Below are 24599 nucleotides of genomic sequence, written 5' to 3' on the forward strand. Positions count from 1 at the left end.
TCTGACGTGGGGTGTTGTGTTGTAGCTTCGCCGTGCACGGGGTGTCAACGGCTTCCGGATGTGATCCTTCCGGATCGGGACTCGGGGCAACTATTTGGTCAACCGCCGATCGTGCCCTACCGTTTTCGCACCGCCCTCGCCGATTCGATTTCCAGCGGCATTTCTGCCGTGAGAGATTGCGCCGGATAGGGCTGGACTTGCGCGCCGTGGGTGTGGCTATGTTGACGACACCCCGGAAAGCACGAGCGGCCATCAACGCTCCCGCGTCAACGGCCGTACATTCCCGCCCTTCACACCCGTCTCCGCCCCCGACCGACGGTGAACCGTGGGCACCCAGCCCACCGGCCACCGAGTGAGGACCACCCCTCTTGGCACGAATCCGCACCATCAAGCCGGAAGCCTTCGTCTCCGAGTCCCTGGCCGCAGTCTCCCTGACCGCCGAGCGCACCTTCTTCGGCCTGCTCACCCAGGCTGACGACCAGGGCCGCCACCGTGACCACGCCGCGATCATCGCCGGGCAACTGTGGGTCCTTCGCCCGGAACACACGCCCTCCGCCGTCGAGCAGGACCTCGCCCAGCTCGCCGACGCCGGGCTGATATGCCGCTACAAGGGCCCGGATGACAAGCGCTACCTGCACATCGTCACCTGGCGGCAGCATCAGAAGATCAACCGCCCCAGCGCGAGCCGCCTGCCAGCCTGCCCGCGCCACGACACGCCGGCTCGCACCGCTTCCGGTGTCGCCACGCCGACTGCGGGGGCTGGCGTCACGGAGCCCGCACCGCTGTCTCCCGGAGCCCTCCGTGAGGGCTCCGGGCAAGTACGCAACCCTGCGGTGAATCCCGCTCCGAATGGTGAACCTGCAGGTCAGGACGATTTCACGGAGTCCTCCGTGAGGAAGCAGGGAGGGCTCGGTGGGGGAGCGGTGACGCCTCACGGTCCGGATCTAGGACCTAGGATCATGGATCTAGGAGATACCCCTTCGGGGGGCGCGAGCGCACCCGCACCTCGCACCGTCTCGGCCAACCAGCTCATCGCCGAGTACGCCGCCGCTTGCACACACCGGCCACCCAAGGACGTCCTGGGCCATCTCGGCCAGCAGGTGCGCAAGCTGCTCGACGAGGGCATAGCCCCCGATCACATCCGGGCCGGACTCGGACTGCACCGCGCCAAGGGCCTGCACCCCAGCACGTTGCCGAGCCTCGTGCACGAAGCCATGAACGCGGCCCCCGCCGCGCCGGTTGTCCACAGGGCGTGGACAAACCCCGCCGATGTCGAAGCCGCCTACGGAGGTGACCTCTGACCGCCACCCTCACCCGCGAGCCCCACCGGGTCGGCCCGCTCGCCGACCGGCTCAACGGCATCCTTGCCAGTCGCGGTATCGACCTCGCCAGCGCGGCCGTCGAAGAAGGGCACGCCGAGCCCGTCACCGCGCTGGAACTCGCCGACGCCAGGATCCCCGCCCGATACCGCCGAGCCCTGGCCGACCACCCGAAGGTCACCGCCTGGGCCGACGAGATCGCCCGCGCCGGACGCCCCGGCCCCGGGGGGCCGGGCATCGCCGAAGGCCCGTCGCTGCTGATCGCCGGCCCCACGGGCACGGGCAAGACGTACCAGGCGTACGGCGCCATCCGCACCCTGCTCGCCCGTGGCGTCCGCCTGCGCTGGGAGGCGACCACCACCGCCGACTTCCACGCTCGCCTGCGTCCACGCGCCGGCCATGACGCCGAACGTGAACTGCAGACTCTGGCGCGCTGCCCGCTGCTGTTCCTGGACGACCTCGGTGCGGCCAAGACCAGCGAGTGGACCGAGGAGCTCACCTACCGGCTCATCAATCACCGGTACGAGCACATGCTCCCCACCGTCATCACCACCAACCTCCCGACGGAGCAGCTACGCGTCGCCCTCGGTGACCGCGTCGCCTCCCGCCTCGCCGAGATGACCGAGCGCGTCATCCTCAAAGGCCCCGACCGACGACGCCGCACCGCGCCCTCCGCCTGACCGGCCTCCCCACCTGCCTCGCCGCGCCGCGCGCTCTCACGCCTGGCCTGCGCCGGCCCGCGCGGCAGGACCGCTCAACGCTCCGCCGTGGTTGTCCGGCCCTCCCCGGTTCCTCTACACCTTGGAGACCCTCCTGCCTTCTCTGACCCTCGTTTCCCTGGCCACCCGGAACAGCGGCACGCCGCTCCGCCCGGACTGGGTCACCTCCCCGGTGACAACCCTGGCGCTCCTCATCTCTCTCGTGCTGCTGGGCCTGCTCGCCGGATGGCTGATTCGCCAGCAGCGCCGCCGGCCGCCCGGCAGCAAACGCTGGCGCGGGGCCGTCGCGGTGCCCGTCGCGGCCATGGCCGCGCTCGGCTGCACCGCCTACAGCGCGGACACCAGCTGGCGGTTCGCCGCCGACTACCTCGACATGGGCGGCACCGCCGAGCGCGTCGCGATGTTCGCCGCCGCCGAGCTGGCCCTGTTCGCCACCGCCCTGATGGCGCGGCAGAACCTCAACGGCCCGAAGCAAGCACCCGGCCTGCCCGGCACCCTCACCTGGGTCATTACCACCGTGCAGATCCTGCCCGCCTACGCCGAGTCCGGGCTGGTCGGCGGCACCGTGCGAGCCTTCGTCGGCCCGGTCATGGCCGCGATGCTGTGGCACCTGGCCATGGGCATCGAGCTGCGCCACCGCACCCCCGACGCCGCCTCACGCGGCCTGGCCGCCGTCCTCGTCCGCCAGGCACGCGAACGCCTGCTCGCCCGGCTCGGCATCGCCGACCAGGACGCCGATGCCGCCCGCCTCATCCGCGACCGCGCCCTGAGCGAAGCCGTCGCCCTGATCCTGCGCGCCGAGTCGATGACCGACCGCCAGCGCGGCAAGCGACGGCAACGACGCCTGACGGAACGCCTGCACGAGGCCCTGGAGCGGGCCGGCGTCGACGGCGACCCGCTCCAGGACGAGCTGCTGCTGCGCAAGCTCGCCACCCGTAAGCAGGCCCTCGGCCTCGCCTCCATCACGCTGCCGCCGCGCTGGCAGATTCCGGCCTCCATCCCTCTCCGGGAATCCGGACACAGCCGCCCGCGCTACAGCCGCCCGGCACCACTGCCGCGGGCAGAGGAAGTTGCCCGCCCACACCCATCGGACGCGGGTGACGACGAGGTGCCTCCGGCTGCCCGCCCGGAGACTGCCCGCCCGGTGCCCGGGCTGTCCGCACGGGCAGAAGCTGAAGAGAGCCCGGCGCCGACGGGCAACAGCCCGGGCAGCGTGTCGGGCAAGCGCGAACGGAAGGGGGCTGCCCGGAAGAAGCGCGACGCCGGCAAAGCCCGTGCCTCCGACGAGGTCATCCTCAAGCACGCTCGCCGCATCTACGAGGAGACCGGCAGCGTCGGCCGCGACCGGGTCGAGGACGCCCTGCGCGCCGCCGGCTACACCGTCTCCAGCGACGGCGTCGGACGAGTCGTCCGCGAGTTCAAGGCCCAGCTCAAGGCAGCAGCCGGCGATCCACTCCGCTGATCCCCGCAGCACCAGCACTCCCGACCACACCCCGACCAGAAGGCCCCATGCAGCCCCCGCACCCCGAAGACCCCATGGCCCCCGAGGAATCCCTGCCGCCCAACCCTGCCCCATCGGGAGCAAGTTGGTGCAGGAGCGGATCAGCACCGGGGGGCGCCGACCGTTGAGGATGCGACCGAGGGCGGATCGCATCCTGAGAGGGAGGAACCGCGTCCCTGCCACAGCATCGACTGCGCTCACGCTGTCCCGTCGAAGCCCCGTGTGCAGCAGCGTGAGCGTCTGCGTGATGAGAAGAAGCGTGTGCGCCAGCCCAGCTGCCGCATGAACGACGACGAGTACGTGCCCCCGATCCCGGCCGAGACCCCGGCGCCACGTACGGCGATCTGCAGCGGCTGCTCGACCAGCCGGTCATGGCCCTGCCCGAGAGCCGGCGGCCCGCCGAGCACGTGTGGCACCTGTCGGTACGCGCCGCCCCCGAGGACCCGATCCTGTCGGACGAGCAGTGGGGCGAGATAGCCCGCAGGATGGTCGCCGCAACCGGTATCGCCCCCGACGGCGACGACGCCGCCTGCCGCTGGGCGGCCGTCCGGCACGCCGACGACCACATTCACATCATCGCCACCATCGTCCGCGAGGACGGCCGCCAGGCCCGCCTCCGCCAGGACGGCAAACGCTCCCAGGCCGAAGCCCGCAAGATCGAGATCGACTACGGGCTGCGCCGCCTCCACGCCGGCGACGGCACCGCCGCCCAGCCGCCCACCAGCGCCGAACGCCACAAAGCCCAACGGGAAGACCGCAAGCGCACCGCGCGTGAGGAACTGCGTGAGACCGTGCGCCGCGCCGTCGCTGGCACCACCTCCACGGAGGAGTTCTTCGACCGTCTGGCCGCCGCCGGCCTGCTGATCCGCAAGCGCATCGCGCCCTCCGGCGACCTGCTCGGCTACAAGGTCGCCCTGCCCGACGACCGCAACGGTGAGAAGGAGCCGGTGTTCTACGCGGGCTCCACGCTCGCGCCCGATCTGTCCCTGCCCCGCATCCGTGAACGCTGGGCGCTGCCCGCGGAGGCCGCTTCGGCGGACGGCTCAGGGCCGGAGCAGCCTGTCCTGCCGGACGTGACCGGCCCCGCGTTCGCGCGGCGCCGAGCCTCCGCCGCCACCTGGCAGGCCCTCGTGATCATCGACCACGGCGATGACGGCACGGCAGCTGCCCAGATCGCCGCGACGGGAGAGATCCTGGACGCGCTCGCCAAGACCTCCGCCGCTCACACCCGCGCTGAACTCCGCGAGGCAGCCTTCGCGTTCGAGCGGGCCAGCCGTTCCCACGTGAGAGCCGCACGTGGGCATGACCGGGCCCTACGCCAGGCCGCCCGCGATCTGGTCCACAGCGGGTCAGCCCTCGGCCGAGGGGAAGATGGCGCCACCACCGCCATGCTCATAGACATGGCGTTCTTCCTCGCCATGGCCGCGGCGAACTGGCACGCGAAGAAGCACCACGGCCAGCAGGCCGCAGCCGCCCGGCAAGCCGCCGAACATCTGCGCGCCGCCTACCAGGCCGCCGCAAGTGAATCCATGGCCGCACTCGGCCAGCGAGGCCGCCGTATGGCCCCGCGTGTTCGGCAACGGCAAGCCGACCTTCTCCACCAAGTGCTGCCGGAGCTTGCCGAACGCATCCGGACAGAGGACGACTGGCCCGCCCTGGCCGCCACCCTCGACGACGCCCGGAAAGCCGGCCACGACCCGGCCGCCCTGCTGACCGAAGCCGCCCGACGGCGCGAGCTGGACACCGCGACCTCCATCAGCGACGTCCTCGTCTGGCGCCTGCGCCGCAGCGCCCACCTGCCCGCCCTACCCGAAAGCTCCCACGAGACGCCCGCCCGAGACAGTGGACGCCAGGGGCCCTCGGCGCCCAGCACGCCGCTGACGCAGGGCACTGTGAACCATTCCAGCCGCCGCCGCTGACCGGAAAGCGGCGCAACATAGCCGACGATCGCCGGTTGGGCAAAACGGCGATCCTCCGGACCATTGATGCCTCCACCCACCCAATCCCATGAGGAGCACCCGTATGCCCAAGACCCAAGCCCGACCGGAGATCGTCGTCCTGCTCTGCGACACGGACGTCGAGCGCCAGCGTGAGACCAGCAAGTGGTACCACCTCGACGGACGCCCGTTCAGCAAGGACGAGCTGAGCCTCCTCCGCAGGGCCACTCGCGCCGAGTTCGACGAGATCAGGACGCAGCACAAGCGATACGAGGACTACCGGCGCACGATGGACCAAGCTCCGGATGCCCTCGACCAGTTCCTGGCCCCGTTCTGGGAGCGACTCGACGTGAAGAGGCTCGGCAACGCCGTCGAGCTCATGAATGAGGACGAGCGAGCCGAGCTCGATCGCCTCCTCGGGCTCATCGTCGACCCAATCCGCCCCTTCACCCCCTACGCCTTCTGACCCTGGCCCCCGCGCCGATACGTACCCAACGCGCTGGTGACCGGCTCCAAAGACCGATCCGGCATCTGACACAGAGGCGTGTGCGTCCCATGCGATAGCCGGTAGGACTCGTCACGCCGAACGAAGCACCAGGCGTGGAGGCGGACCGCTCTCAACAACCTCAGACCGTGACGCACGAGGACACCGACCAGGACACAGCAGCATGAAGCCGGGCCTCCCCGAGGGGAGGCCCGGCTTCTATGCGTTGGATGGCCCTCAGCCGGCTGGAGCGCGCAGGAGCCGGTCATGGGTGCTCTCCGGCACCACCCGACGCAGCACCGGTGCGCTGGAACTGAGGGAATCGGCGAAGGCGGCGACGAGGTCGTGCGGCACGCTGGGGCCGAAGGACGCCGCCCACAGGTAGCCCGCTCCGAGCACCGGCTCCGCCCACGCCTGCCACCCGGCCAGGGCCGCCTCGTCCGCCTCAGCCACCAGCGCGAGTGGGTCGCCATCCTGGATGAGGGGCGGCACCTCGCCGAGGCGGACGTGGGAGGCGAACGTCGGGTCCACCCCTCCCGTGCCGGGCTGGTCTACGTCACGCAGCCACCCGTGCGCCGTAACCGCGTCGAGGACCACCTCGGGGCCACCGAGCGGCATGGCCGGCTGATCGCGGGCGTCGAGCGCGTCGAGGAAGGTGCCGAGGACCTCTCCCGGCACATCGGGGGTGAAGTAGGCCGACCACTGGGCGAGCGGGCTGCTCGGGTCCGAACGAGCGGACACCTGCCAGGCGATCGGCAGGTTCCCCAGGTGGAACGGCTCGTCCGGCAAGACCCACTGCGCCCACCGCAGGGAGTCGGGACTGATGTGCAGGACGGTGCTGCGCAGGACCTGTCGGTCCTCCAGCGCCTCGTCCGGCTGCTGGCGCCCGCGGACGATCGTCAGGCTCGTCCAGCCGAGGCCGGCGAGCGTATCGGCGACAGCGTCGTACAGGCGCCCGTCGTCACCGGCCAGGTGCCGTGGACCGACCCAGTACGCGGACGGGACGTTCGTCGGGCTGGGTGGGCCGATCGGGAAGTCGGGATGCAGGTACCCCTCCAAGAGTTTGGTGATTTTGATGCCGCTAGCGCGGGCGTCGAGGGCGCCCGAGGGGCTGGAGCCTCTGGCAGTCACAGCTGCTGGGACGTCTCCAGTACGCGAGCAACAGCGGCGGCGACGACATCGGCTGGCGTCTCGGTGTCGAAGGACATCTGGTAGCCGCGCACCTTGGCCGTACCGGTGACGGCGATCTTCCATCCCTCGCCGTCGGTGCCAGGGCGCCCGAGCGGGAACCATCCAAGGTAGAAGCGACCGTCCTTCGAATTGACGTGTACGTCCGCGCGGTCGTCCACGACCAGGTGGAAGTCGTCGGCGGAGAACTGATCCATCACGAGCGTGGCCTGGCCCGGGCCGAGCAGCCACTCGCGCAGCCGCAGGGCCTCGACAGTGGTGGAGAATCCGGGCCCCTGGGGCGCCGCAGTCACAGACAATCACCTCTCTGACCTGGTGCTTCGCGAGAAGGTCGTCCAGGTTCACATGCCGCTGCCGCGTTGGCCAGTCATTCGTGGATCTTCGCTGTCTGCCCCCGGCGAACTGAGACGCAGAGGGCGAGACATCGCAGTCGCACAGAGAAAGAGCGTGCGCGCGGCGGGGACAGTGCTGATAGTTGCCGCATGGATGCGATCGAGGCCGCACGCGCTGTCGTAGAGGAACATCACCCCGAAGCACGAGCCGCGTTCCTGGGCGGCAGCGTCGTGACCGGCCGCCGAACGGCCACTTCGGACCTCGACGTCGTGGTCCTGCTCCACGGCGCCCCAGCCCCCTACCGGGCGAGCCTCCAGTACGCCGACTGGCCAGTGGAGATGTTCGTTCACACCGAGGCGACGTGGCACGCCTACGTCGAAAGGGAGCTGCGCAAGCGCCGGTCACCGCTGCTGTGGATGTGTGCCGACGGGCTGCTGCTCTTCGACACCGATGGACTCGGAGCCCGCCTCGCCGCACAAGCCCGGAAGCTGACCGCCGCCGGACCACCCCCGGTGTCGTCGGAAGAGATCGACGACCGCCGCTACGCGATCACCGACCTCCTCGACGACCTCGCGGGAAGCGACGACCAGAGCGAGCGCCTGTTCATCGCGACCGAACTGGTGCGACGCACCGGTGAGCTGGCACTGGCCGTTGGCGGTTCGTGGGGTGGCGGTGGGAAGTGGCTGGCACGCCGCCTTGAGACAACCGCGCCAGGGCTCAGCACACGCCTCCACCACGGCCTACAGGAGGTACTGGACGGGAGAGTCGAGACCCTCGTGGCCGTCGTGGACGAGGTGCTCGGGCAGACCGGTGGCCGGTTGTGGTTCGGCTACAAGCGTGTCGGGGCGCCCTGAGCGATCCCGCGCTGCGGACGTCGCAACGTCTGTTCCTCCACGTGCAGATCACGCGATCGACAGCAAATCCCGAGTCTCCTCGGCGCACCCCCACGACAGCGTGACGCCAGCACCTCCGTGCCCGTAGTTGTGCACGACCACGGTGCCGTCCTCCCCCACCTCTTCCTCCACACGGACCGTGGCGCGGGTCGGTCGAGCGCCGACCCGGTGCTCCAGGACACGGGCCTGGGCGAGTCGGGGCTCGACCTCGGCACAGCGGGCGAGGATACCGGCCGCCGCCTTGTCATCGGGGGCCAGATCGCCCTCGCCGTCGATCGCAGTGCCGCCCAGGACGACGGTGTCGCCGTGAGGATAGAAGCACAGCAGATCGGGCGAAAGGCCGGTGTCCTCGGAGAAGAACTCGGTCAGCCCGGGGTTGGTGACCACGACGTGCTGGCCGCGGACGGGCCGGAGGTCAGGGTCCGGAACCAGGTCGCGTGCCCCGAGGCCCGCGCAGTTGACGATCACCGAAGCCGGACCGGCGTCCGATAGCGAGGTCAGCCGTCGCCGCTCGACCACACCCCCGGCATCGCGGAGCCGGCGCAGGAGGTAGTCGAGGTAGATGGGCATGTCGATCAGTGGCACGGTGAACCGGTAGCCCGCCGTGAACCCGGCCGGCAGTTCGGCTCGCTCGCACGGTCGGAAACCCGGCAAAGTGGTGGCCCAGTCCGGCGCGGCCTCGGCCGTGCGGGATGCCTCGATGCCACTGGTGAGCCGGACGCCCGTCGCCGGGTCCTGGGCCAGCTCTCGGAAGATCTCCAGGGACCGTTGTCCCCACTGGTCGACCTTGTCCTTCGGCTCGACCAGGTAAGGCCCCCACATCGCCCCGGCCGCCATCGACGTGACCCCCGGCACCTGCTCGGCGATCACGTGCACCGAGGCCCCGGCCTCGGCGAGAACAACGGCCGTGGTGAGCCCAGCCACCCCAGCCCCGACAACGACAACGCGCTCCCCTGCGGTCATGACCCCGACCCTAACGGCCGGGTTGCGTCGATGGGGCGCGTTGGGCGAGGGCGTCCTCCAGGGCTGGCAGGAAGCCGCGCACGTGAGGGTTGCGCTGCCGGCGGCGGAGGTCGGCGGCAAGCTGGTGGAGCAGCGCCGCGCTGCGAGGCGAGCGGACGACATCGAGGCGGTCGGCGGCGATCTGGCCGATCTCGCAGGCTGCCTCCAGGTCTCCGTGGGCGCTGTGGCCCAGGGCCAGCCAGGCTCCCTCGAACATGGCTCGGCGCTGGCTGGGGTCGCCGCGCGGGACGTCGTACGCCCCGGATCTGAGCATCTCGGTCCCTTGGGCGAGGAAGCGGCGGCTCTTCTTTCCGCTCTCCGCCTTCTGCTGTGCACGACCCATCTGGATGAGGCCGTAACCGGCCTGACAGTCCAGGTGGTTGTCGGTGAGGAAGTACATCCAGCGGGGCTCTTCTTGGCCGCCGTCCCGGCTTGCGATCAGTTCGCGGGCAGCGCCACGAGTGTGGGCGAAGTCGTTGTCACGGCCGGCGGCGGCGTACGCGTAGGCGAGCCGGGACAGGACGGACGCCCGGACGGCCAGCGGGGCGGCGTCACTCGCACGGCGGGCGGCCTCTCCGAGGGCGATGGCGTCCGCGGGGTGTCCTCGACTCGCCGCCTGGAAGGAGAGGTCGCCCAGGATGTGGGCGCACAGGGCAAGGTCGTTTACCTGATGGGCGGCCCGGAGCGCCGTGACGAAGTAGCGCTGCGCCAGTCCGTGGTCGGCCGCGTCGAAGGCCATCCAGCCGGCCAGCTGGCCGATCTCCGCGAGCGCGCGGATCAGACGGCTCGCGACAGCCGGAGAGTGACCGCCTTCGCGAATCAGCAGCCCGACAGCCCGGAACTGTGCTCCGACGTAGGGCAGATGACGTGCCCCTCCGTGCTCGTCATCGAGCAACTGGAGCATGGGAAGGTGCTGCTCGACTTGGTCCACGAGCGGATCGGTGCCGAGCGACGACGTCATTCGAGGCGTGTACTGACCGCGTCCCGCAGTGCCGTCGAGGTACTGGGCGACGATCGCGAGGAGTCCCGCGCCCGAGATCGCGAGGAACCGACGACGGTCGACAAGCCCTCCCATCACCCAGTCCTCCACGATCGCCTCCATGCCCTGCGCGGTCCAAGGCCGCGCGAGATCCGTGTCCGCCGGGACCAGCGCTGACGAGTCGCCCACACGGCCCTGCCACAGTTCGGCCACCGAGACATTCCTACCCAGCTCCTGGGAGAGCACGTAGGCGGCCATCATCGGCAACGGCGAGCGCGGCAGGGAGCCGGCGTCCCGCCAGTGGTACGGCGCCGACTCGGCCACCGTCCCTGCGCCGAAGACCCGGTTGAGCTTGCGAGCGAGCGCCTTCGGGCTCCACCCGAGTTCGTCGAGGCACCCCGCCAGTACGACGTTGGGCTCGCCTGTCTGCGGTGCCACGTGCGACCACCCTTCGCTCCAGTGGTTCGTCCATCACTTCGCGAGCCCCATGGTGATGCCCCTGGACGGACGATTCACCACCGCCGCACGGAAGTTGACCGAGTTGACCCACTGATCGGGTCCTGTCTGACCTTCCCTCTCCTGTGTTCTTGGATCCCGGCGGAGGCGCCCGTCTTCCGAGCCGACGGAGAAAGAGGTGGGCCTTGAGACAGCACACGAGCACCTCCCCAGGCCGACCGGGCGGTGTCCTGGACCGTGACGCCGGACGACCAACCTCCGCCCCCGGAGACGGGCTTGTCGCTGGAGAGGGCACGACCTCCCTGATCACGGATCTGCCGTACGGACCGGAAGCGGCCGAGGTCGCCCGGGGCGCCGTGACGCTGGCACTGCGTGGCACTGAGGCGGACGTACTTGCCGATGCCCGCCTGATCGGGTCGGAGCTCGCGACGAACGCCTTCGTCTCGGGCAGTCCGCCGTTGGTTCTGTGCGTCGACCGCAGGAGTCTGGCCAGTGGCGGCCTGGAGATCGAGATCACCGTCACCGACGGCGGCTGTTCCCGACCCGCACCCGCTTCTCCTACCGCTCCTGACGAGCAGGCCGAATCAGGACGGGGGCTGGTCATCGTCGATGCCTTGGCCGATGCCTGGTCACTGACGACTGGCGCCAACAGGTCTCGTGCCTGGTGCCGACTCACCCACAGGCCGTGCTCTTCGTCTGTCGGCGCCTGATGTCCACGCCTGCCCAAACCGTCCTTCAAGGAGGCACCACACAGTGCGCATCGACCATGCGACTTCCCCACCCTCGCCTGCGGCTGTGCCGGAGGCCGCTCGCCAGCCCAGGGTCGTCGTCGCTCTCCACGAGGGCTTCTACGGCGCGGAGTCGGGCACCGGCTTCAGCAACCGCGCCTTCCTCACGGCACTGGCCCGGCTCCTGCCGACAGGCCGCCTCTCAGTGATCACCCCGCACGTGCCCGAGACCGCGGGAGCGCACGATCAGCGGTGGGCCGGCGAGGTGCGGCAGATGCTGCGACAGGTCGCAGCCGAGGTCATCACGATCCCGGCGGTCAACGCGCCGCCGGACTCGGTCCGCGGCTCGGTTCAGCTGTGCGACCTGGCGGGCGAGGCGGCCATACGCATCGCCGCGCGGGCAGGCCGGTGCCTCCTCATCGGCCTCGACATCCCGTTCCTCGGGCTCGCCCCCTACACGTCGCCGACCACGGACCTGCTGCTCGTGCCCCGCTCCACGACCGCGCTGACGCGGCCCAAGGACGTTTCCCGCGTCCGCTGGGAGCGGGACGCCCTGCGGGCGGCGACACTCCGAGGTGCGCGCGTCGGGGCTATCTCCTCCCACATGCGAGGCCACCTCGTCGTCAACTACGCCGTCCCTCGGTCGAGCATCGTGAGCATCCCGAACGGACTGATCCGTGAGGAGATGGTCAGGCCGACCACGGCTCTGCCGCTGCCTTTCAAGGCCCGCGCCGGATTCCTTCTCGCCATGGGCCGCGCAGTCCCGACGAAAGGCTTCGAAGACCTGCTGGAGGCGTTGCGCCTGCTGAAGGAACGCGGTGTCCCCCTTCCTCACCTGCTGCTGGCTGCCGTGACCTCGGAGGAACACAAGCACCCCTCCTCGTACCAGCAGGACCTGGCGGCACACATCCGCGCGCACGATCTGGACGCGACTCTGATCACTCGCTTCACCCCCGCGATCCGTGCCTGGTTGCACAGCCCGGCCCTGCGCGCGGTCATCGTTCCCTCTCGCGAGGAGCCCTTCGGCCGGATACCCCTGGAGGCGTTCGCAGCCGGTGCGGGCCCGGTGGTCGCGACCACGGCCGGCGGCCTGGCTCAGACCGTCATCGACGGCGAGACCGGCTTCACAGCCGCACCGCAGGACCCCAGATCCCTGGCATCCGCCCTGCACCGGGCCCTGACCGTCCTGCCCCGAGAACGCGATCGACTCCGGAGCGCCGGGGCGGCCCTGGTGCGCTCCCGCCACGACTACGAGGCCAGCGTCGGTTCCGTCATGGACCGCATCGCCCCTTGGGCGATGGCGCGGTCAGCCACCGTGGAGGGCCGCGCGCGATGAACCAGCCGGTGGTGCTGATCAGCCTGGAGTCCCCGCACTCATTCTGGCGGCTGTCCTCCGAGCACGAGCGTGCGCTATCCGCCGCCTTCCCCGGCGTCGAGTTCCGCAGGGCGACCGAGGAGGCCGTGCCTCACCAGCTGGCCGACGCACACGTCTACCTCGGGTGGCGATTCGCGCCATCGTGGCTGTTCGCCGCGCCACATCTGAAGTGGATCGCTTCCCCGGCCGCCGGCACTGACCATCTGCCCGTCGCCGAGGCGCACTCCGTCGGGGTGGCCCTGACCCGCTCGTACGGCTTCCACGGCAGGCCCATGGCCGAGCACGCCATGGGCCTGGTCCTGGGCTTCTCCCGCGGGCTGTTCACCAGCCAGCGCGTCCAGCGGAACCGTGCCTGGTGGAAGGACGATCTGGCCGAGGAGTTCTTCGACCTGGCGGGGGCGACGATGACCATCGTCGGCTGCGGCAGCGTCGGACGCCACCTCGCCCAGGCCGCTCGGACCTTCGGCATGAACGTCATCGGAGTGCGCCGGACACCACCTGCGGCTTCCGAGGGCGGGATCACGTGGGTGCACACGACGGCGGTGGACCAGGCGGTGTCCGTCGCCGACGTAGTGGTCAATCTGCTGCCCGCAACCCCTGCCACGCAACGCTACTTCGACCGCAAACTCTTCTCGGCGTGCAAGCCCCGCTCTCTCTTCCTCAACCTCGGCCGCGCCGCAACCGTCGACCAGTCGGCCCTCCTGGCCTCCCTCGACACCGGTCACCTGCGCGGCGCGGCCCTGGACGTGTTCGATCCGAAACCGCTTCCCGCCCGCCATCCGCTACGGCTTCACCCCCGGGTCGTACTCACCCCGAAAAGCTCGGTGTTCTGCCACGCGTACATGGACGAGGCGGTGTCGTTCTTCGCCGACAACCTGCACCGCTATCTCTCGGGCCGGCCCCTCAACGGCCTGTCCGAGGCGCCCCCCACCCGCTCTCCGCTCGTAGGAGGCTGACCAATGCCCACCGCAGACCACGACGACCTGGCCGCCACCTTCGCCGCCGCAGGCCGCAACCACCCCTACCTGGCCTTCACCCTGAACTCGCTGTGCAACCTGGACTGCGTGTTCTGCAAGCCCCGGTGCATGCCGGACTACGGGCACAAGGACCGGCCCCTGATCGCCTCCGACTACGCGGCCATCGCCACCGAGGCCGGGGCCTGGAAGATCAGGAAGGCGCACTGCTCCGGCGGTGAACCGACCCTCCGAGCCGACATCCTCGACGTCATCGCGGGCCTCGCCGACGGCCTCGGGCCCGACGCCGCGATCGGCATGACCAGCCACGGCAACCTGCGCCGGGGGCTGAGCGTCGAACAGCTCCACGACGCCGGCCTGACCTACCTCAACCTCAGCCTCCACAGCCTCGACCCGGCGCGGTCCGCCGCGATCATGGGCGGTGGCGACCCACGCATCACCCGGAGCACCCTTGACGCCGCCCTCTCCCTCGGCCTGCGAGTGAAGATCAACTGCGTTCTTCAGCGCACCTACCTGGACGACGCCTTCGCCGTGGCCGAACTCGCCCGCGACCTGCCCGTCGCCGTCCGCCTGATCGAACTCCAGAACATCGGCCCCGCCCAGGCGCTCTTCGACACCGAGTTCATTACCGAGGCAGAGGTCCGCGACCGTCTCCACGAGTGGTTCGCGAACGCCGGCGAAGTCCCCCGGGACCAGCTGGGCGTCCGCAGCCCCGGTCAGTACCTCCGTCCCGACGGGTGGTCAGGATCGATCGGCTTCATCTCCAACTCCAGCTGCGCCACCTGCTCCGACGCCAACCGGATCAAGATCACGCCCACCGGAGTGGCGCGACCCTGCATCCTGCACAACCGCGACATCCCCCTGAAGCCCCACCTCGCCGGTGACACCCTCAGCGACGCCTTCGCTCACCTCTTCCAGGCCATGCTCGACCGCAACACCAACGACGCCTGGCAGGGCTTCCACTATGTCGACTACGACCTGCGCTGGGACCGGATGGAGCGCCCTGAAGGCACCCCGGTCCTGCCCCTGCTGCCCGTCCTCCCCACGGGGGCGGCTGGCCCCTCCTGCGCCCGCGCCTCCACCGGGGAGCGGTGATGGTCGTGGTCGACGCGCCGCCTCTCTACCAGGGACTCGGCGCTCTGTACGAAGGCGAGCTGGACGCTCACGGCGTCGGGGCTGTGATGCTCACCCACAAGTGGCAGCCGGCCGACCTGCTGGCTCCGCACTCCGACATCGACGTACGCGTCATCCTGCGCCAGGCACCTGCGGACTGGGAAGAGTGGAACCACCGCCTGGCCGCCACACACGCCACTGCGGTCGGCCGAGAGGTCTGCCACCGACGTCTCCTGGAGCACCCACCCGGCTTCGCGTTCACCATGACGGAGGCGGACGGGAGACTCGTCTCCGCGCCCGAACTCGCGACCTGGTCACTGATCAGCGGCAGCGCGCGGGACTTCCAGCGCTGGAAGTCACGGGCCCAGATGGCGCCCTGGTGCGAGGTCGATGAACGGTTCTACCGGGGAATCCTCCAGGCTCGGATGGGCGGCCGATACCAGCTGGCCGCAGACAGCACGGACAACGTGGTGGAGAACATCGCCGCGTACCGACGCCACTGCGTGGCGTGGCACTACCTCGCCCCGTGCTGGTTCGCTGCCGCCGCACTCGCCACCCGTACCCGCTGCCCCGGAAAGACGGCGGCCCTCACCCAGTGGCGGCCGGAGGGACTGGACGGATACGCCGAGCTGTTCCTCCGGCACTCAGAGAACCGCTCCGATTTCCGACCGCGGAGTCCGCGCCACCTGCTCCGCGCGGCCCATGTAGCTCTGGAGGCGGCCATGCGCCGCGTTCCTGACGGGGGCCGCCCAGACGGCCAAGGGCATGAGCACGCTCGTACTGACTGGGTGATGACGGCCGGCATGCTCCGTGTACGCGTCGCCCGCTGGCTGTACTACCTCGATCCGCCGCCCGGCGTGGCGACCGAGTACCTGATCCGGCGGGAGGCGAAGGAACTTACCTCCGCCGCACAAACCCTGACCGTGCTCGCGGCAGACGAGGCGACTGCCGCCCAGCGGCTGGCCGCCCGAATGGCGGCGCTGATCCCCACCGGACCGACCACCGCCGACACCCTCCGCGCAACCCTCACTCGCTGGCAGCAGCAGAAAACCACCGTCCAGGACTTCCTCAGCCTCACGCCCGACGACGTCCACCTCTGACCCAAGGAGACTCGCCATGACCGCGCGTGCGCCGGTGCCCCGCACCCTCAAAACGGCCAAGGTCAAGATCACCACGAAGTGCAATCGGCACTGCGACTTCTGCATCTTCGCCGACGGCGCCCAGGGCGAGAACATGTCCCTGTCGCTGTTCTCCACCATCCTGACCCGGCTGGAGACCATCCCCTTCCAGCAGCTGCACATCAACGGCGGCGAACCCACCGTGCACCGGGACTTCCCGGCACTCAGCGACGCCGCCCGCACGCGGTTGCCGGACAGGGTCATGGTCCTGGGCACGAACGCCATCACCCTGGCCCGCAACAAGCCGATCATGGAGGCGACCCTCCGCTCCTACGACCAGATCCTCATCGGCTGCGACGACGAACACGGGAACTACGACGAGGTGCACGCCGTCGTGCCCCGCCTCCGCGAAGCCGGCAAGACCGTGGTCGTCAACAGCGTCCTGGAAGGCATCAGTTCCACCCGGCTCACACAGCTCGGGACGCTGTGCGAGAAGTACGGCGCCATCCATGTCACCAACCACGTGCACCACGTCGACGTCGGCCAACCCACGAACGAGCTGCGCGGCCTCTGCGACCGCTACCTCGACCAGCACCTGATGATCGAGATGGACGGGTCCTGCTACCGCTGCTTCAACGCCATGGCGAAGGACGACAGCGAGCTCAGCATCTGGGACGAGGACTTCGCGGCCAAGGTGTTCGCGCCCCGCAGACACCACTTCCGGTTCTGCCTGCGCTGCCACGAGTACACCGACTCCGGCGCCGCACTCGTCCCCGCCCTAACCGTCTGACCGGGAGGTGCACCACCATGCCCGCAGTCCTCGGACTGAACTTCCACCACGACACGGCCGCCGCGTTAGTCGTCGACGGCCGCCTCTACGCGGCCGAAGAGGAGCGCTGGAGCGGCGTCAAGCACAACCACCCCAGCCGCAAGGGCACGCTCACAGCCTCGACCCGCGCGCTCCAGTGGTGCCTGGAGGCCGCCGGCATCGAACCGGAGGACGTGGACGCCGTCTGGGCCGCCTCCATGCGTCCCAACCCTGCGGCCGGCTGGTGGCTGGCCGAGGAGCGGGAGGAACTCGCCGCCCTCCTGCCCGCCCCGCTCGGCGAACACCTCCGCCTCCTCTCCCACCACACGGCCCACGTGCTCTCCGGCTACCTGCTCTCCGGGCACGAGCACGCCGCGGGCCTCGTCATCGACGCCGGCGGCTCCTCACTGGGCTCCGACTTCGGCCCTGGCCGGGAGCGCATCACCGGGTACGACCTGTGGCCCGATCGCATCGACCGCCTCTACCAGGGCATGCCCGCCGTCGTGCCGGGCCCGGTCGGGCCCCGGCGCGTCCACTCCTCCCTCGGGCACTTCTACCGGAACCTCGCCCGGCGGGTGATCCCGCCCGGCGACGAGCCCGAGGGCAGCATGATGGCGCTCGCGGCCTTCGGCGATCCCCAGCGCTACGGAGCACACATCCGCGAACTGGTCCGGCTCGGCGACGAGGGCGAGGTCCGCATCGACCACCCGTGGGGTTCCGCGGACGGCAGCACACCGCTGCTGCTAGATGACCGGGCCTGGACCGCCGACAACGTCGCGGAACAGCCGGAGCACAAGCGTGCCGACCTGGCCGCCGCCGTCCAGGAGGTCTTCGCCGAATCCGTCGTTCACATCGCCCGCCATCTGCAACGACTCACTCGGGCCTCAGCGTTGGTGTTCTCGGGCGGATGCGCCCTGAACTCCCACCTCAACGGCCAGCTGGCCGCCGACAGCGGCTTTGACACCCTCTTCGTCGCACCGGCCCCGCACGACGCCGGCACAGCCGTGGGCGCCGCGCTCTACGGCTGGCACTACCAACTCGGGCAGGAGCGCCTGCCGGTTCCCACCGACGCGGCCTGGGGCCCCAACCCAGGCACGCTGCCGACGGCAACGGTGCCGTCCGGCTACCACGCCTTGCCCCACCTCGGGCCCGGATTGGCACCCACAGTGGCGGCACTGCTGGCCGAGCACCGCATCGTCGGCTGGGTGCAGGGACAGCTCGAATTCGGGCCGCGTGCCCTCGGCCATCGCTCGATCCTCGCCCACCCCGGTCGCGCCGCAACGAGGGACTGGCTCAACGCGATCAAGAAGCGAGCCGCGTACCGCCCGTTCGCGCCAGCCGTCCTCGCAGAGCACGCCACGGAATGGTTCATGTCGGCCGGCGACCCCTTCATGAACCGTGTCGCCACCGTCCGCCGGTGCCGAGCCGACCGCGTCGCGGGGATCACCCACCACGACGGCACCGCCCGCGTCCAGTCCGTCGCCGCCGACCACCAGGGCCTGCGCGATCTCCTTGAGCAGTTCCGCGACCTCACCGGGCTGCCGCTGCTGCTGAACACATCCTTCAACCGCAAAGGCACCCCGATCCTGCGGACCGCTGAGCAAGCCGTGGCGGCGGCGGTGGAGCTGCGCCTCGACGCCCTCGCCGTCGGGGACACCCTGCTGCTCGCCGATCACGTCCCCGATCCCCGTGCCGCGTCCCTTCGTACGAGGTGAGGCGAATGGACCCCATCGATCTCGACCACGTCCTGACCGTGCTCGGTGCCGCCGCGTGGAGCCCGGACGAGCAGTCCCGCGCCCGCGTGGCCGCCGGCCTCGCGCTCACGGTCTACGACGGCCACACCCGCGACCAGGGCACGCCATACCTGGAGCACCCGCTGGCCGTCGTCAGGCTCTTGCGAACGGAGATCGGCGTCCGGCGCCCCGAGACCCTCCTCCTCGCCCTCCTCCATGACGCCTTGGAGGTAGCGCCCGAGTCGGAAGCACTGCTCGTCCATCACCTCGGCGGCCCTTTCACGGCCCGCCTGCGTGCCATGACGGCCGACCACCGCCTCGAACAGCGCCCCAAGTCCGTCGGCGACGAGACCCGCTGGCGCGCCAAGCAGGCCGCGCTCCCGCCCGAGGGCCTCCTCGTCCGGCTCGCCGACCGCCTGCACAACCTGCGCGACCTCGCCGCGTCCCCGAACCTCGACCGGCGCCGACGGTTCCTCCAGACCCTGGGCGATTTCCACCTCCCCCTGGCCGACGCCGCCTGCGGCCTCGACACCCATCTGGAGACCATGCACGCGCGTCTGCACGACGAGTACGTCCACCACATACAGGAGGTACGTCCGTGAAACGGGTCGTCTACTCGATGAACCCGATCGGCCGGACCGGCGGCCGGGTCTACCTACGAATTCTCCACGAGGTGACGGCCAACGACGTGGAATGGCGCACCGTCCCGGACCACAAGCGGACCTACCGGGTCCGCCGCTGGCGCAAGCTCCGCCACCTCGCCCGCCTGGCCCCTTCCATACGGGCGCTGCACGGCACCACCGGCACCTTCGTATGGGACGACCTCAGCCTGCTGCTGTTCACGCCCGAGATGCGCGCCCGCACGGTGTTCCTCCTGCACCACTACGAGCCGCTCCAACACGACTCCGCCCCCATCGAGGCCATGCTCTGGGAGCGGCTGTTCCGCGTTCTGCCGCAGTGCGCCGCCGTCGTGTGCGTCGCCCCGTACTGGGCCGACCAGCTCCGCGCCCGCGGCGTCCGCAACGTACGGGTGATCTACAACGCCTTCGACATGGCCGAAGTAGAGCAGGCACGCGGTTACGACCGGGCCGAGTGCCGCGCCGAGTTCGGCCTGCCACCCGACGTGATCGGCGTCTACGCGGGCAAAGCCGTGCACTGGAAGGGGACCGAGGAGGTCTCGGCAGCCCTGGCCGGCGTTCCCGGACTGCGGGTGATCACCAGCGGCAGCAACACCATCGGCCTCGACAGCGCGCACTACGACGTCGAGCGCGAGCGGTACCTGCGTCTGCTGCGCGCCTGTGACGTCGGTGTCTTCCTCCCGCGGATGCGGGAGGGCTGGAGCCGCTGCGCCGCCGAGGCTTTACTCCTCGGCCTGCCCTGCCTCATCCGCCCGGTGGCCGGCCTGGGCGACCTCGCCGCGCTGGCTGGCCAGCCGGCCCCGGACCTCCGCCGCCTCCCGGCACAGGTCCGGCAGCGCGCGGCGACACGCCGCACCGAGGCCAAGGCCGCGTACGAGGCCCTGGCCCGGTTCGACCTGAACTACTTCGGCGACGCCTGGGGCAACCTCCTGGCGCAGGTCGCCTGACCAGCGGCTAAGCCTGCGCGGCCAGCTTCTTGCTGGCGGCGTCCAGACGGGCCAGCACGCGGTCCCGGCCGAGCAACTCCATGGACTCGAACAGCGGGAGTCCGATCGTCCGGCCGGTGACCGCGACCCGGATGGGCGCCTGGGCCTTGCCCAGCTTCAGCCCGTGCTTCTCCCCGACGGCGAGCAGGACGGCCTTCAGGTCGTCCGCCTTCCAATCCGCGACGTCGGCCAGCTCGGCGCGGGCGTCCGACAGGATGTCGCCGGCGCCCGCCTTCATCGCCTTGTTCCACGACGCCTCGTCCTCGACCGGCTCGTCGAGGAACAGGAAGTCCACATAGCTGGTGATCTCGGAAAGCAGCGCCAGCCGGGTCTGTGCAAGGGAAGCCGCCGCCTCGAAGACGTCCTTGTCGAACGCCTCCGGCCGCCACGGCGCGTACGGGGCGACGAGCCACGGCGCGCAGGCGGCGGCGAACTGCTCCGGCGACAGGGCGCGGATGTACTCGCCGTTGAACGCCGTCAGCTTCTTCACGTCGAAGAAGGCCGGTGCGGTGTTCACGTCCTCGATCCGGAAGAGCTGCTCCAGCTCCTCGTACGGCCTGATCTCCCGGTCGTCACCCGGGCCCCAGCCGAGCAGCATGAGGTAGTTCACCAGCGCCTCGGGCAGGAAACCCTCGGCGAGGTAGTCCTCCAGTGCCACCTTGTCCCGGCGCTTGGACAGCTTCTGCCGCTTCTCATTCACGATCACCGGCAGGTGCGCCCACACGGGCGGCTTGGCACCGAGCGCCTCCCACAGCAACTGCTGCTTCGGCGTGTTCGACAGGTGCTCCTCGCCCCGGATGACCTGCGTGATTCCCTCGTCCAAGTCGTCCACGACGTTGGCGATCAGAAAGACCGGGGACCCGTCGCCACGGGCGATCACGAAGTCCTCGATCGCGCTGTTCGGGAACGCTGGCTCCCCGCGGACTAGGTCGACCACGACGGTCTCGCCCTCGTCCGGCGTCCGGAACCGCAGCGCCCGCCCCTCCTCGAAGGCCAGCCCCCGGTCCCGGCAGAACCCGTCATACCCGAGGTGCTCCGACCCCGTGCGCTCCTTCAGCTGCTCCCGGGTGCAGTCGCAGTAGTACGCCCGGCCGGCCGCGAAGAGCTGCTGAGCCGCTTCCCGGTGCCGGTCGGCGTTGTGCGACTGGAAGTAGGGCCCCTCGAAGGCCGGGTCCTCGCCATGGATGCCGATCGCCGCAAGCGCGCTGATGATGCCCTCGGTCCACTCCGGCTTGTTCCGGGCCGCGTCGGTGTCCTCGATCCGCAGGACGAACCTGCCGCCGGACTGTCGCGCCACCGCCCAGTTGTAGAGAGCGGACCGTGCACCACCGACATGGAACATGCCGGTCGGGGACGGGGCGAAACGAACGCGAACCGGGGCAGTAGACATGCGCTCCAGGGTACCGACGCGGGGCCTACGCCCCGGACCACTCGCCCTACCCCGACACCAACGTTTTTCGGCCGTCCCCGCCATGACAACACGAGGCATGCGTCCGGCGCCTCGACGACCGACTCTACGGGTGGTCGACGACGGTCAGCGCTCTGTAGCGTTGAACTTCGCATGCTGGCCGAGCGCGGCGCGCTGGACCTGGACGCGCCGGTGGCGAAGTACTGGCCGGAGTTCGCCGCGGACGGCAAGGCGGACATCCTGGTGCGCTGACTGTTGTCCCACCAGGCCGGCTTGGTCGCGCTGGATCGGCCAGTGCCGTTGGAGGAGGCGTTGGCCTGGCACCCGATGGCAGCAGCGTTGGCCGCTCAGCGCCCCCTGTGGACGCCGGGTACGGCGCACGGATACCACGGCCGGACCTGGGGCTGGCTGGTCGGTGAGGTGATCCGCCGGGTGTCCGGCCGCTCGCCGGGCCGCTTCTTCACCGACGAGATCGCGGCCCCCCTCGGGCTGGACTTCTTCATCGGATTGCCGGCAAGCGAGCGGGACCGGGTCACCCGCATGGTGTACCGGCGGCCGGACGTCGACCTCACCACCGTGCCCGCCGAGTCGCTTCCCGAGGAACTCCGCGAGCAGGTCGCTGCCTGGCGCGCCCCGGGCTCCTTCAGCAACGGGGCCTACGCGGTCACCGATCCGGCGGAGATCGACTTCGACTCCCCCGAGGTGCAGACCGCGGAACTCTCGGCCTCCAACGGCATCGGCACCGCACGCGCGCTTGCGCGCATGTACGCCGCGCTGATCGGCGAGGTGGACGGCGTGCGACTGGCCCCGGAGACCCTGGCGTCGGCGACCAGAGAGCAGGCCGGCGGGAAGGACCAGGTGATGCTGGTCCCGAGCCGCTTCAGCGCCGGATACATGCTGCCCACCGAGGCCAATCCGATGACCGGTCCGAACGCCTTCGGCCACACGGGCCGAGGCGGCTCACTCGGCTTCGCCGACCCGGAGCACGGCATCGCCTTCGGCTACGTGATGGACCACATCGTCGGAGGGACCGACGATGTGCGTGCGGCGTCGCTGGTCGACGCGGTGCGGAGATCTCTGGCGAAATCTCGTTAGCGTCTCATCGCGTCGTCGAGGACGACCGCGGCGGCATGCCCCTCGAAAACCGCCAGCCCCGGTTTCCGAGGGTAAAGGCGTCGAAATGCCGCACGACGGCTCCTTGATCGTGCGCGTTCGGCTCCTGCCGTGTGTAGGCGGTGGAAGCGGCGAGGGCCACCGTGGATTCGCCGATCTCCGTGCGCCACACCGGCGCTTGCGGTCGGGAACGCCGACCGCTTCAGGGCGCGGCCGAGCCTCGGTCGTCAGTGCCCTTCCCCCTGCCGACAGGAACATCGAGTCTCGCCGGATCTCGAGATCGGCGCGCCTCAATCTGTCGGTACCCGCCGATACTGTCGTGGTGAAGCATCGGGGGAGCGACTTCGGGGAGAGGGCCGGCTGTGGGCGGGAAGCTGCGGGTGGGGCAGGTGTATCGCTATGCGAGCGGCAAAGATCCGAAACCGGCGTTGCTCGACGGCCTCCCGAACTTCCACCACGTGACCCACTCGTCGGGTCACAAGCGCGCCCTATTGGAGGCCGGCATCAACGGGATGGCCAAGGTGGCCACCCCCGACGGCGTCCGACGCCCGGCGATCCTCATCCGGTCCAGTCCTTGGAAGGCCGGCACCGAGCAGACGCCTTGGCACGACGTCTTCGACATGGACAACGGTCACGTCCGTTACTTCGGCGACCACAAAGCCGGTTTGAGCGTCTCGCCCGGCGCCACCACCGGCAACGCCGCGCTGCTCGACGCGTTCACAGACCACCAGGGCCGCACTCCCGACGAACGGGCCGCCGCCACTCCTCTACTGCTGTTCCGCGCCGTTCCCCGGAACGGCAAGCCCAAGGGCCATGTGGCGTTCTGCGGGCTCGGCGTCATCGAGCGGACCGAGCGGTTGGTGCAATGGGGAGGCCGCGAGCACACGCCGTTCGTGAACTACGTCTACGACATCGCCCTCATCGATCTGACCTCCGAGGACGACACGGTCGATTGGGAATGGATCGAAGCCCGCAGGAACAAGGGCATGTCCCATACTCAAGCCCTCGACCTCGCGCCACGGTCATGGCGGGAGTGGGTCAAGCACGGTTCCTCGGCCCTGCCCGGACTTCGTCGCCGGGTCGCCCAGGCGCAGGTCGCCAAAGTGCGCGATCAGCGTCCGAAGCCCGGTAGCGGTGAAGCCGCGGACCTGGAAATGGTCTACAAGTACTTCGACGGCCGCAAGCACGACTTCGAGGCGTTGGCCGCCGCGGTGGCGGCCCGTGTGCTGCGTGGGGCGGGCCACGGATACGTCGAAGGCTGGCTCACACGTCGGTCGGGTGACGGCGGAGCCGATTTCGTCGGACGTCTCGACCTCGGCGGCGGAAGCGGCCTGGCGGGCACGAGTCTCGTCGTACTCGGGCAGGCGAAGTGCGTCAAACCCGACACCCTCATCAGCGCGGAGCAGATCGCCAGGGTGGTCGCCCGGCTGCGACGCGGATGGATCGGGGTCTACGTCACCACCGGCGCCTACTCCGAGTCGGCACAGACGGAGATGGTGGAGGATCAATACCCGATCGTCCTCCTCAACGGCATGCGCCTGGTCGCGGAACTGCGGAGCATGGCCAGGGACGACCACGGCGGCGACCTGGCGGCGTGCATCGAGCACGTCCTCGCCGGTCGGGAGACCGCGATCACGAACCGACGCCCCGAGGAGATCCTGCTGCAGTAGCCGTTCGCCGGGCCCCCCCCCCCCCCCCGGCCGGGGGGGGGGGGGGGGGCCCGCGGCGGGGGCGGCCCCCCCCCCCCCCCCCGGGGGGGGGGGGGGGGGGGGGGGGGGCGGTGGGGGCCGGGCG

Annotated in this window: 21 protein-coding genes and 1 pseudogene; 17 read left to right on the plus strand and 5 right to left on the minus strand. The window is 70.3% G+C overall.

What is annotated here, in order from left to right:
• Positions 1–368 precede the first annotated feature (368 nt).
• The 5 genes from ACGFZN_RS08415 (at position 369) to ACGFZN_RS08435 (ending at position 5942) form a co-directional block, all read left to right on the plus strand.
• On the plus strand, positions 369–1301 hold the full coding sequence (locus ACGFZN_RS08415) for a hypothetical protein (RefSeq protein ID WP_393857709.1): 933 nt from the start codon (positions 369–371) through the stop codon (positions 1299–1301).
• Complete coding sequence (locus tag ACGFZN_RS08420; protein WP_393858102.1) at positions 1298–1999, plus strand: ATP-binding protein; 702 nt, start codon at positions 1298–1300, stop codon at positions 1997–1999. The genes ACGFZN_RS08415 and ACGFZN_RS08420 overlap by 4 nt, the downstream gene beginning before the upstream one ends.
• Before the next feature lie 211 nt (positions 2000–2210).
• Entirely contained in the window at positions 2211–3500 is a 1290-nt protein-coding gene (locus tag ACGFZN_RS08425; protein ID WP_393858103.1) for a hypothetical protein, read from the plus strand.
• A gap of 410 nt (positions 3501–3910) precedes the next feature.
• Positions 3911–5458 (plus strand): relaxase/mobilization nuclease domain-containing protein, encoded by a 1548-nt coding sequence (locus tag ACGFZN_RS08430; RefSeq protein WP_393857710.1) that lies wholly within the window; start codon positions 3911–3913, stop codon positions 5456–5458.
• Positions 5459–5561: 103 nt separating this feature from the next.
• Positions 5562–5942, plus strand: a complete 381-nt coding sequence (locus ACGFZN_RS08435) for a hypothetical protein (RefSeq protein WP_093682113.1) — start codon at positions 5562–5564, stop codon at positions 5940–5942.
• Between the two features lie 255 nt (positions 5943–6197).
• Here ACGFZN_RS08435 and ACGFZN_RS08440 read toward each other — a convergent pair whose 3' ends face one another.
• Together ACGFZN_RS08440 and ACGFZN_RS08445 are read right to left on the minus strand one after the other, a co-directional pair.
• Positions 6198–7019 carry a DUF317 domain-containing protein gene (locus ACGFZN_RS08440; RefSeq protein ID WP_393857711.1) on the minus strand — a complete coding sequence of 274 codons (822 nt, stop codon included), beginning with the start codon at positions 7017–7019 and terminating at the stop codon, positions 6198–6200.
• 68 nt (positions 7020–7087) lie between these two features.
• Positions 7088–7441, minus strand: a complete 354-nt coding sequence (locus tag ACGFZN_RS08445; protein ID WP_053637912.1) for a DUF317 domain-containing protein — start codon at positions 7439–7441, stop codon at positions 7088–7090.
• A 189-nt stretch (positions 7442–7630) separates the two neighbouring features.
• Between ACGFZN_RS08445 and ACGFZN_RS08450 the strand changes: the two genes are divergently transcribed.
• The gene (locus tag ACGFZN_RS08450) at positions 7631–8335 is read left to right on the plus strand and encodes a nucleotidyltransferase domain-containing protein (protein WP_393857712.1); all 705 of its coding nucleotides are present in this window, start codon (positions 7631–7633) and stop codon (positions 8333–8335) included.
• 48 nt (positions 8336–8383) lie between these two features.
• Here ACGFZN_RS08450 and ACGFZN_RS08455 read toward each other — a convergent pair whose 3' ends face one another.
• Positions 8384–9337, minus strand: coding sequence for an FAD-dependent oxidoreductase (locus ACGFZN_RS08455; RefSeq protein WP_393857713.1), 954 nt, complete (start codon positions 9335–9337; stop codon positions 8384–8386).
• Positions 9338–9347: 10 nt separating this feature from the next.
• Positions 9348–10793, minus strand: coding sequence for a carph-isopro domain-containing protein (locus ACGFZN_RS08460; protein WP_393857714.1), 1446 nt, complete (start codon positions 10791–10793; stop codon positions 9348–9350).
• Positions 10794–11167: 374 nt separating this feature from the next.
• On the opposite strand from ACGFZN_RS08460, the gene ACGFZN_RS08465 reads away from it, so the two are divergent.
• Genes ACGFZN_RS08465 through ACGFZN_RS08505 form a run of 9 tightly spaced genes read left to right on the plus strand, consistent with a single transcriptional unit; the run spans position 11168 to position 20245 of the window.
• The gene (locus ACGFZN_RS08465) at positions 11168–11521 is read left to right on the plus strand and encodes an ATP-binding protein (protein WP_393857715.1); all 354 of its coding nucleotides are present in this window, start codon (positions 11168–11170) and stop codon (positions 11519–11521) included.
• A 43-nt stretch (positions 11522–11564) separates the two neighbouring features.
• Positions 11565–12875, plus strand: coding sequence for a glycosyltransferase family 4 protein (locus ACGFZN_RS08470; protein ID WP_393857716.1), 1311 nt, complete (start codon positions 11565–11567; stop codon positions 12873–12875).
• Entirely contained in the window at positions 12872–13870 is a 999-nt protein-coding gene (locus tag ACGFZN_RS08475) for a D-2-hydroxyacid dehydrogenase (protein WP_393857717.1), read from the plus strand. Before ACGFZN_RS08470 ends, ACGFZN_RS08475 begins: the two co-directional genes overlap by 4 nt.
• A gap of 3 nt (positions 13871–13873) precedes the next feature.
• Positions 13874–14983 (plus strand): radical SAM protein, encoded by a 1110-nt coding sequence (locus ACGFZN_RS08480; RefSeq protein WP_393857718.1) that lies wholly within the window; start codon positions 13874–13876, stop codon positions 14981–14983.
• Positions 14983–16101: a hypothetical protein gene (locus ACGFZN_RS08485; RefSeq protein ID WP_393857719.1), complete on the plus strand. Its 1119-nt coding sequence runs from the start codon at positions 14983–14985 to the stop codon at positions 16099–16101. Before ACGFZN_RS08480 ends, ACGFZN_RS08485 begins: the two co-directional genes overlap by 1 nt.
• Positions 16102–16117: 16 nt before the next feature.
• Positions 16118–16909 (plus strand): radical SAM protein, encoded by a 792-nt coding sequence (locus tag ACGFZN_RS08490; protein ID WP_393857720.1) that lies wholly within the window; start codon positions 16118–16120, stop codon positions 16907–16909.
• 17 nt (positions 16910–16926) lie between these two features.
• Positions 16927–18642, plus strand: coding sequence for a carbamoyltransferase C-terminal domain-containing protein (locus tag ACGFZN_RS08495; protein ID WP_393857721.1), 1716 nt, complete (start codon positions 16927–16929; stop codon positions 18640–18642).
• Between the two features lie 5 nt (positions 18643–18647).
• Positions 18648–19262, plus strand: coding sequence for an HD domain-containing protein (locus ACGFZN_RS08500; RefSeq protein WP_393857722.1), 615 nt, complete (start codon positions 18648–18650; stop codon positions 19260–19262).
• The gene (locus ACGFZN_RS08505; protein WP_393857723.1) at positions 19259–20245 is read left to right on the plus strand and encodes a glycosyltransferase; all 987 of its coding nucleotides are present in this window, start codon (positions 19259–19261) and stop codon (positions 20243–20245) included. Before ACGFZN_RS08500 ends, ACGFZN_RS08505 begins: the two co-directional genes overlap by 4 nt.
• 7 nt (positions 20246–20252) lie before the next feature.
• Here the strand turns inward: ACGFZN_RS08505 and gltX are convergent, their stop codons facing one another.
• Positions 20253–21626 carry a glutamate--tRNA ligase gene (gene gltX / locus ACGFZN_RS08510; RefSeq protein ID WP_393858104.1) on the minus strand — a complete coding sequence of 458 codons (1374 nt, stop codon included), beginning with the start codon at positions 21624–21626 and terminating at the stop codon, positions 20253–20255.
• Positions 21627–21845: 219 nt separating this feature from the next.
• Here gltX and ACGFZN_RS08515 point away from each other — a divergent pair.
• Positions 21846–22787, plus strand: a pseudogene (locus tag ACGFZN_RS08515) (serine hydrolase domain-containing protein); the annotation flags it as partial.
• 380 nt (positions 22788–23167) lie between these two features.
• Positions 23168–24475 carry a restriction endonuclease gene (locus tag ACGFZN_RS08520; protein ID WP_393857724.1) on the plus strand — a complete coding sequence of 436 codons (1308 nt, stop codon included), beginning with the start codon at positions 23168–23170 and terminating at the stop codon, positions 24473–24475.
• The last annotated feature ends 124 nt before the right edge of the window (positions 24476–24599 follow it).

The sequence above is a fragment of the Streptomyces sp. NPDC048192 genome (genome assembly GCF_043202415.1).
GTDB lineage: Bacteria > Actinomycetota > Actinomycetes > Streptomycetales > Streptomycetaceae > Streptomyces.

Bases quoted from the DNA above. Each gene is read 5' to 3' on its own strand.
- ACGFZN_RS08430 (WP_393857710.1), top strand. From the start codon at position 3,911: ATGGCCCTGCCCGAGAGCCGGCGGCCCGCCGAGCACGTGTGGCACCTG.
- ACGFZN_RS08435 (WP_093682113.1), top strand. From the start codon at position 5,562: ATGCCCAAGACCCAAGCCCGACCGGAGATCGTCGTCCTGCTCTGCGAC.
- ACGFZN_RS08450 (WP_393857712.1), top strand. From the start codon at position 7,631: ATGGATGCGATCGAGGCCGCACGCGCTGTCGTAGAGGAACATCACCCC.
- ACGFZN_RS08455 (WP_393857713.1), bottom strand. From the start codon at position 9,337: ATGACCGCAGGGGAGCGCGTTGTCGTTGTCGGGGCTGGGGTGGCTGGG.
- ACGFZN_RS08475 (WP_393857717.1), top strand. From the start codon at position 12,872: ATGAACCAGCCGGTGGTGCTGATCAGCCTGGAGTCCCCGCACTCATTC.
- ACGFZN_RS08480 (WP_393857718.1), top strand. From the start codon at position 13,874: ATGCCCACCGCAGACCACGACGACCTGGCCGCCACCTTCGCCGCCGCA.
- ACGFZN_RS08485 (WP_393857719.1), top strand. From the start codon at position 14,983: ATGGTCGTGGTCGACGCGCCGCCTCTCTACCAGGGACTCGGCGCTCTG.
- ACGFZN_RS08490 (WP_393857720.1), top strand. From the start codon at position 16,118: ATGACCGCGCGTGCGCCGGTGCCCCGCACCCTCAAAACGGCCAAGGTC.
- ACGFZN_RS08495 (WP_393857721.1), top strand. From the start codon at position 16,927: ATGCCCGCAGTCCTCGGACTGAACTTCCACCACGACACGGCCGCCGCG.
- ACGFZN_RS08500 (WP_393857722.1), top strand. From the start codon at position 18,648: ATGGACCCCATCGATCTCGACCACGTCCTGACCGTGCTCGGTGCCGCC.
- gltX (WP_393858104.1), bottom strand. From the start codon at position 21,626: ATGTTCCATGTCGGTGGTGCACGGTCCGCTCTCTACAACTGGGCGGTG.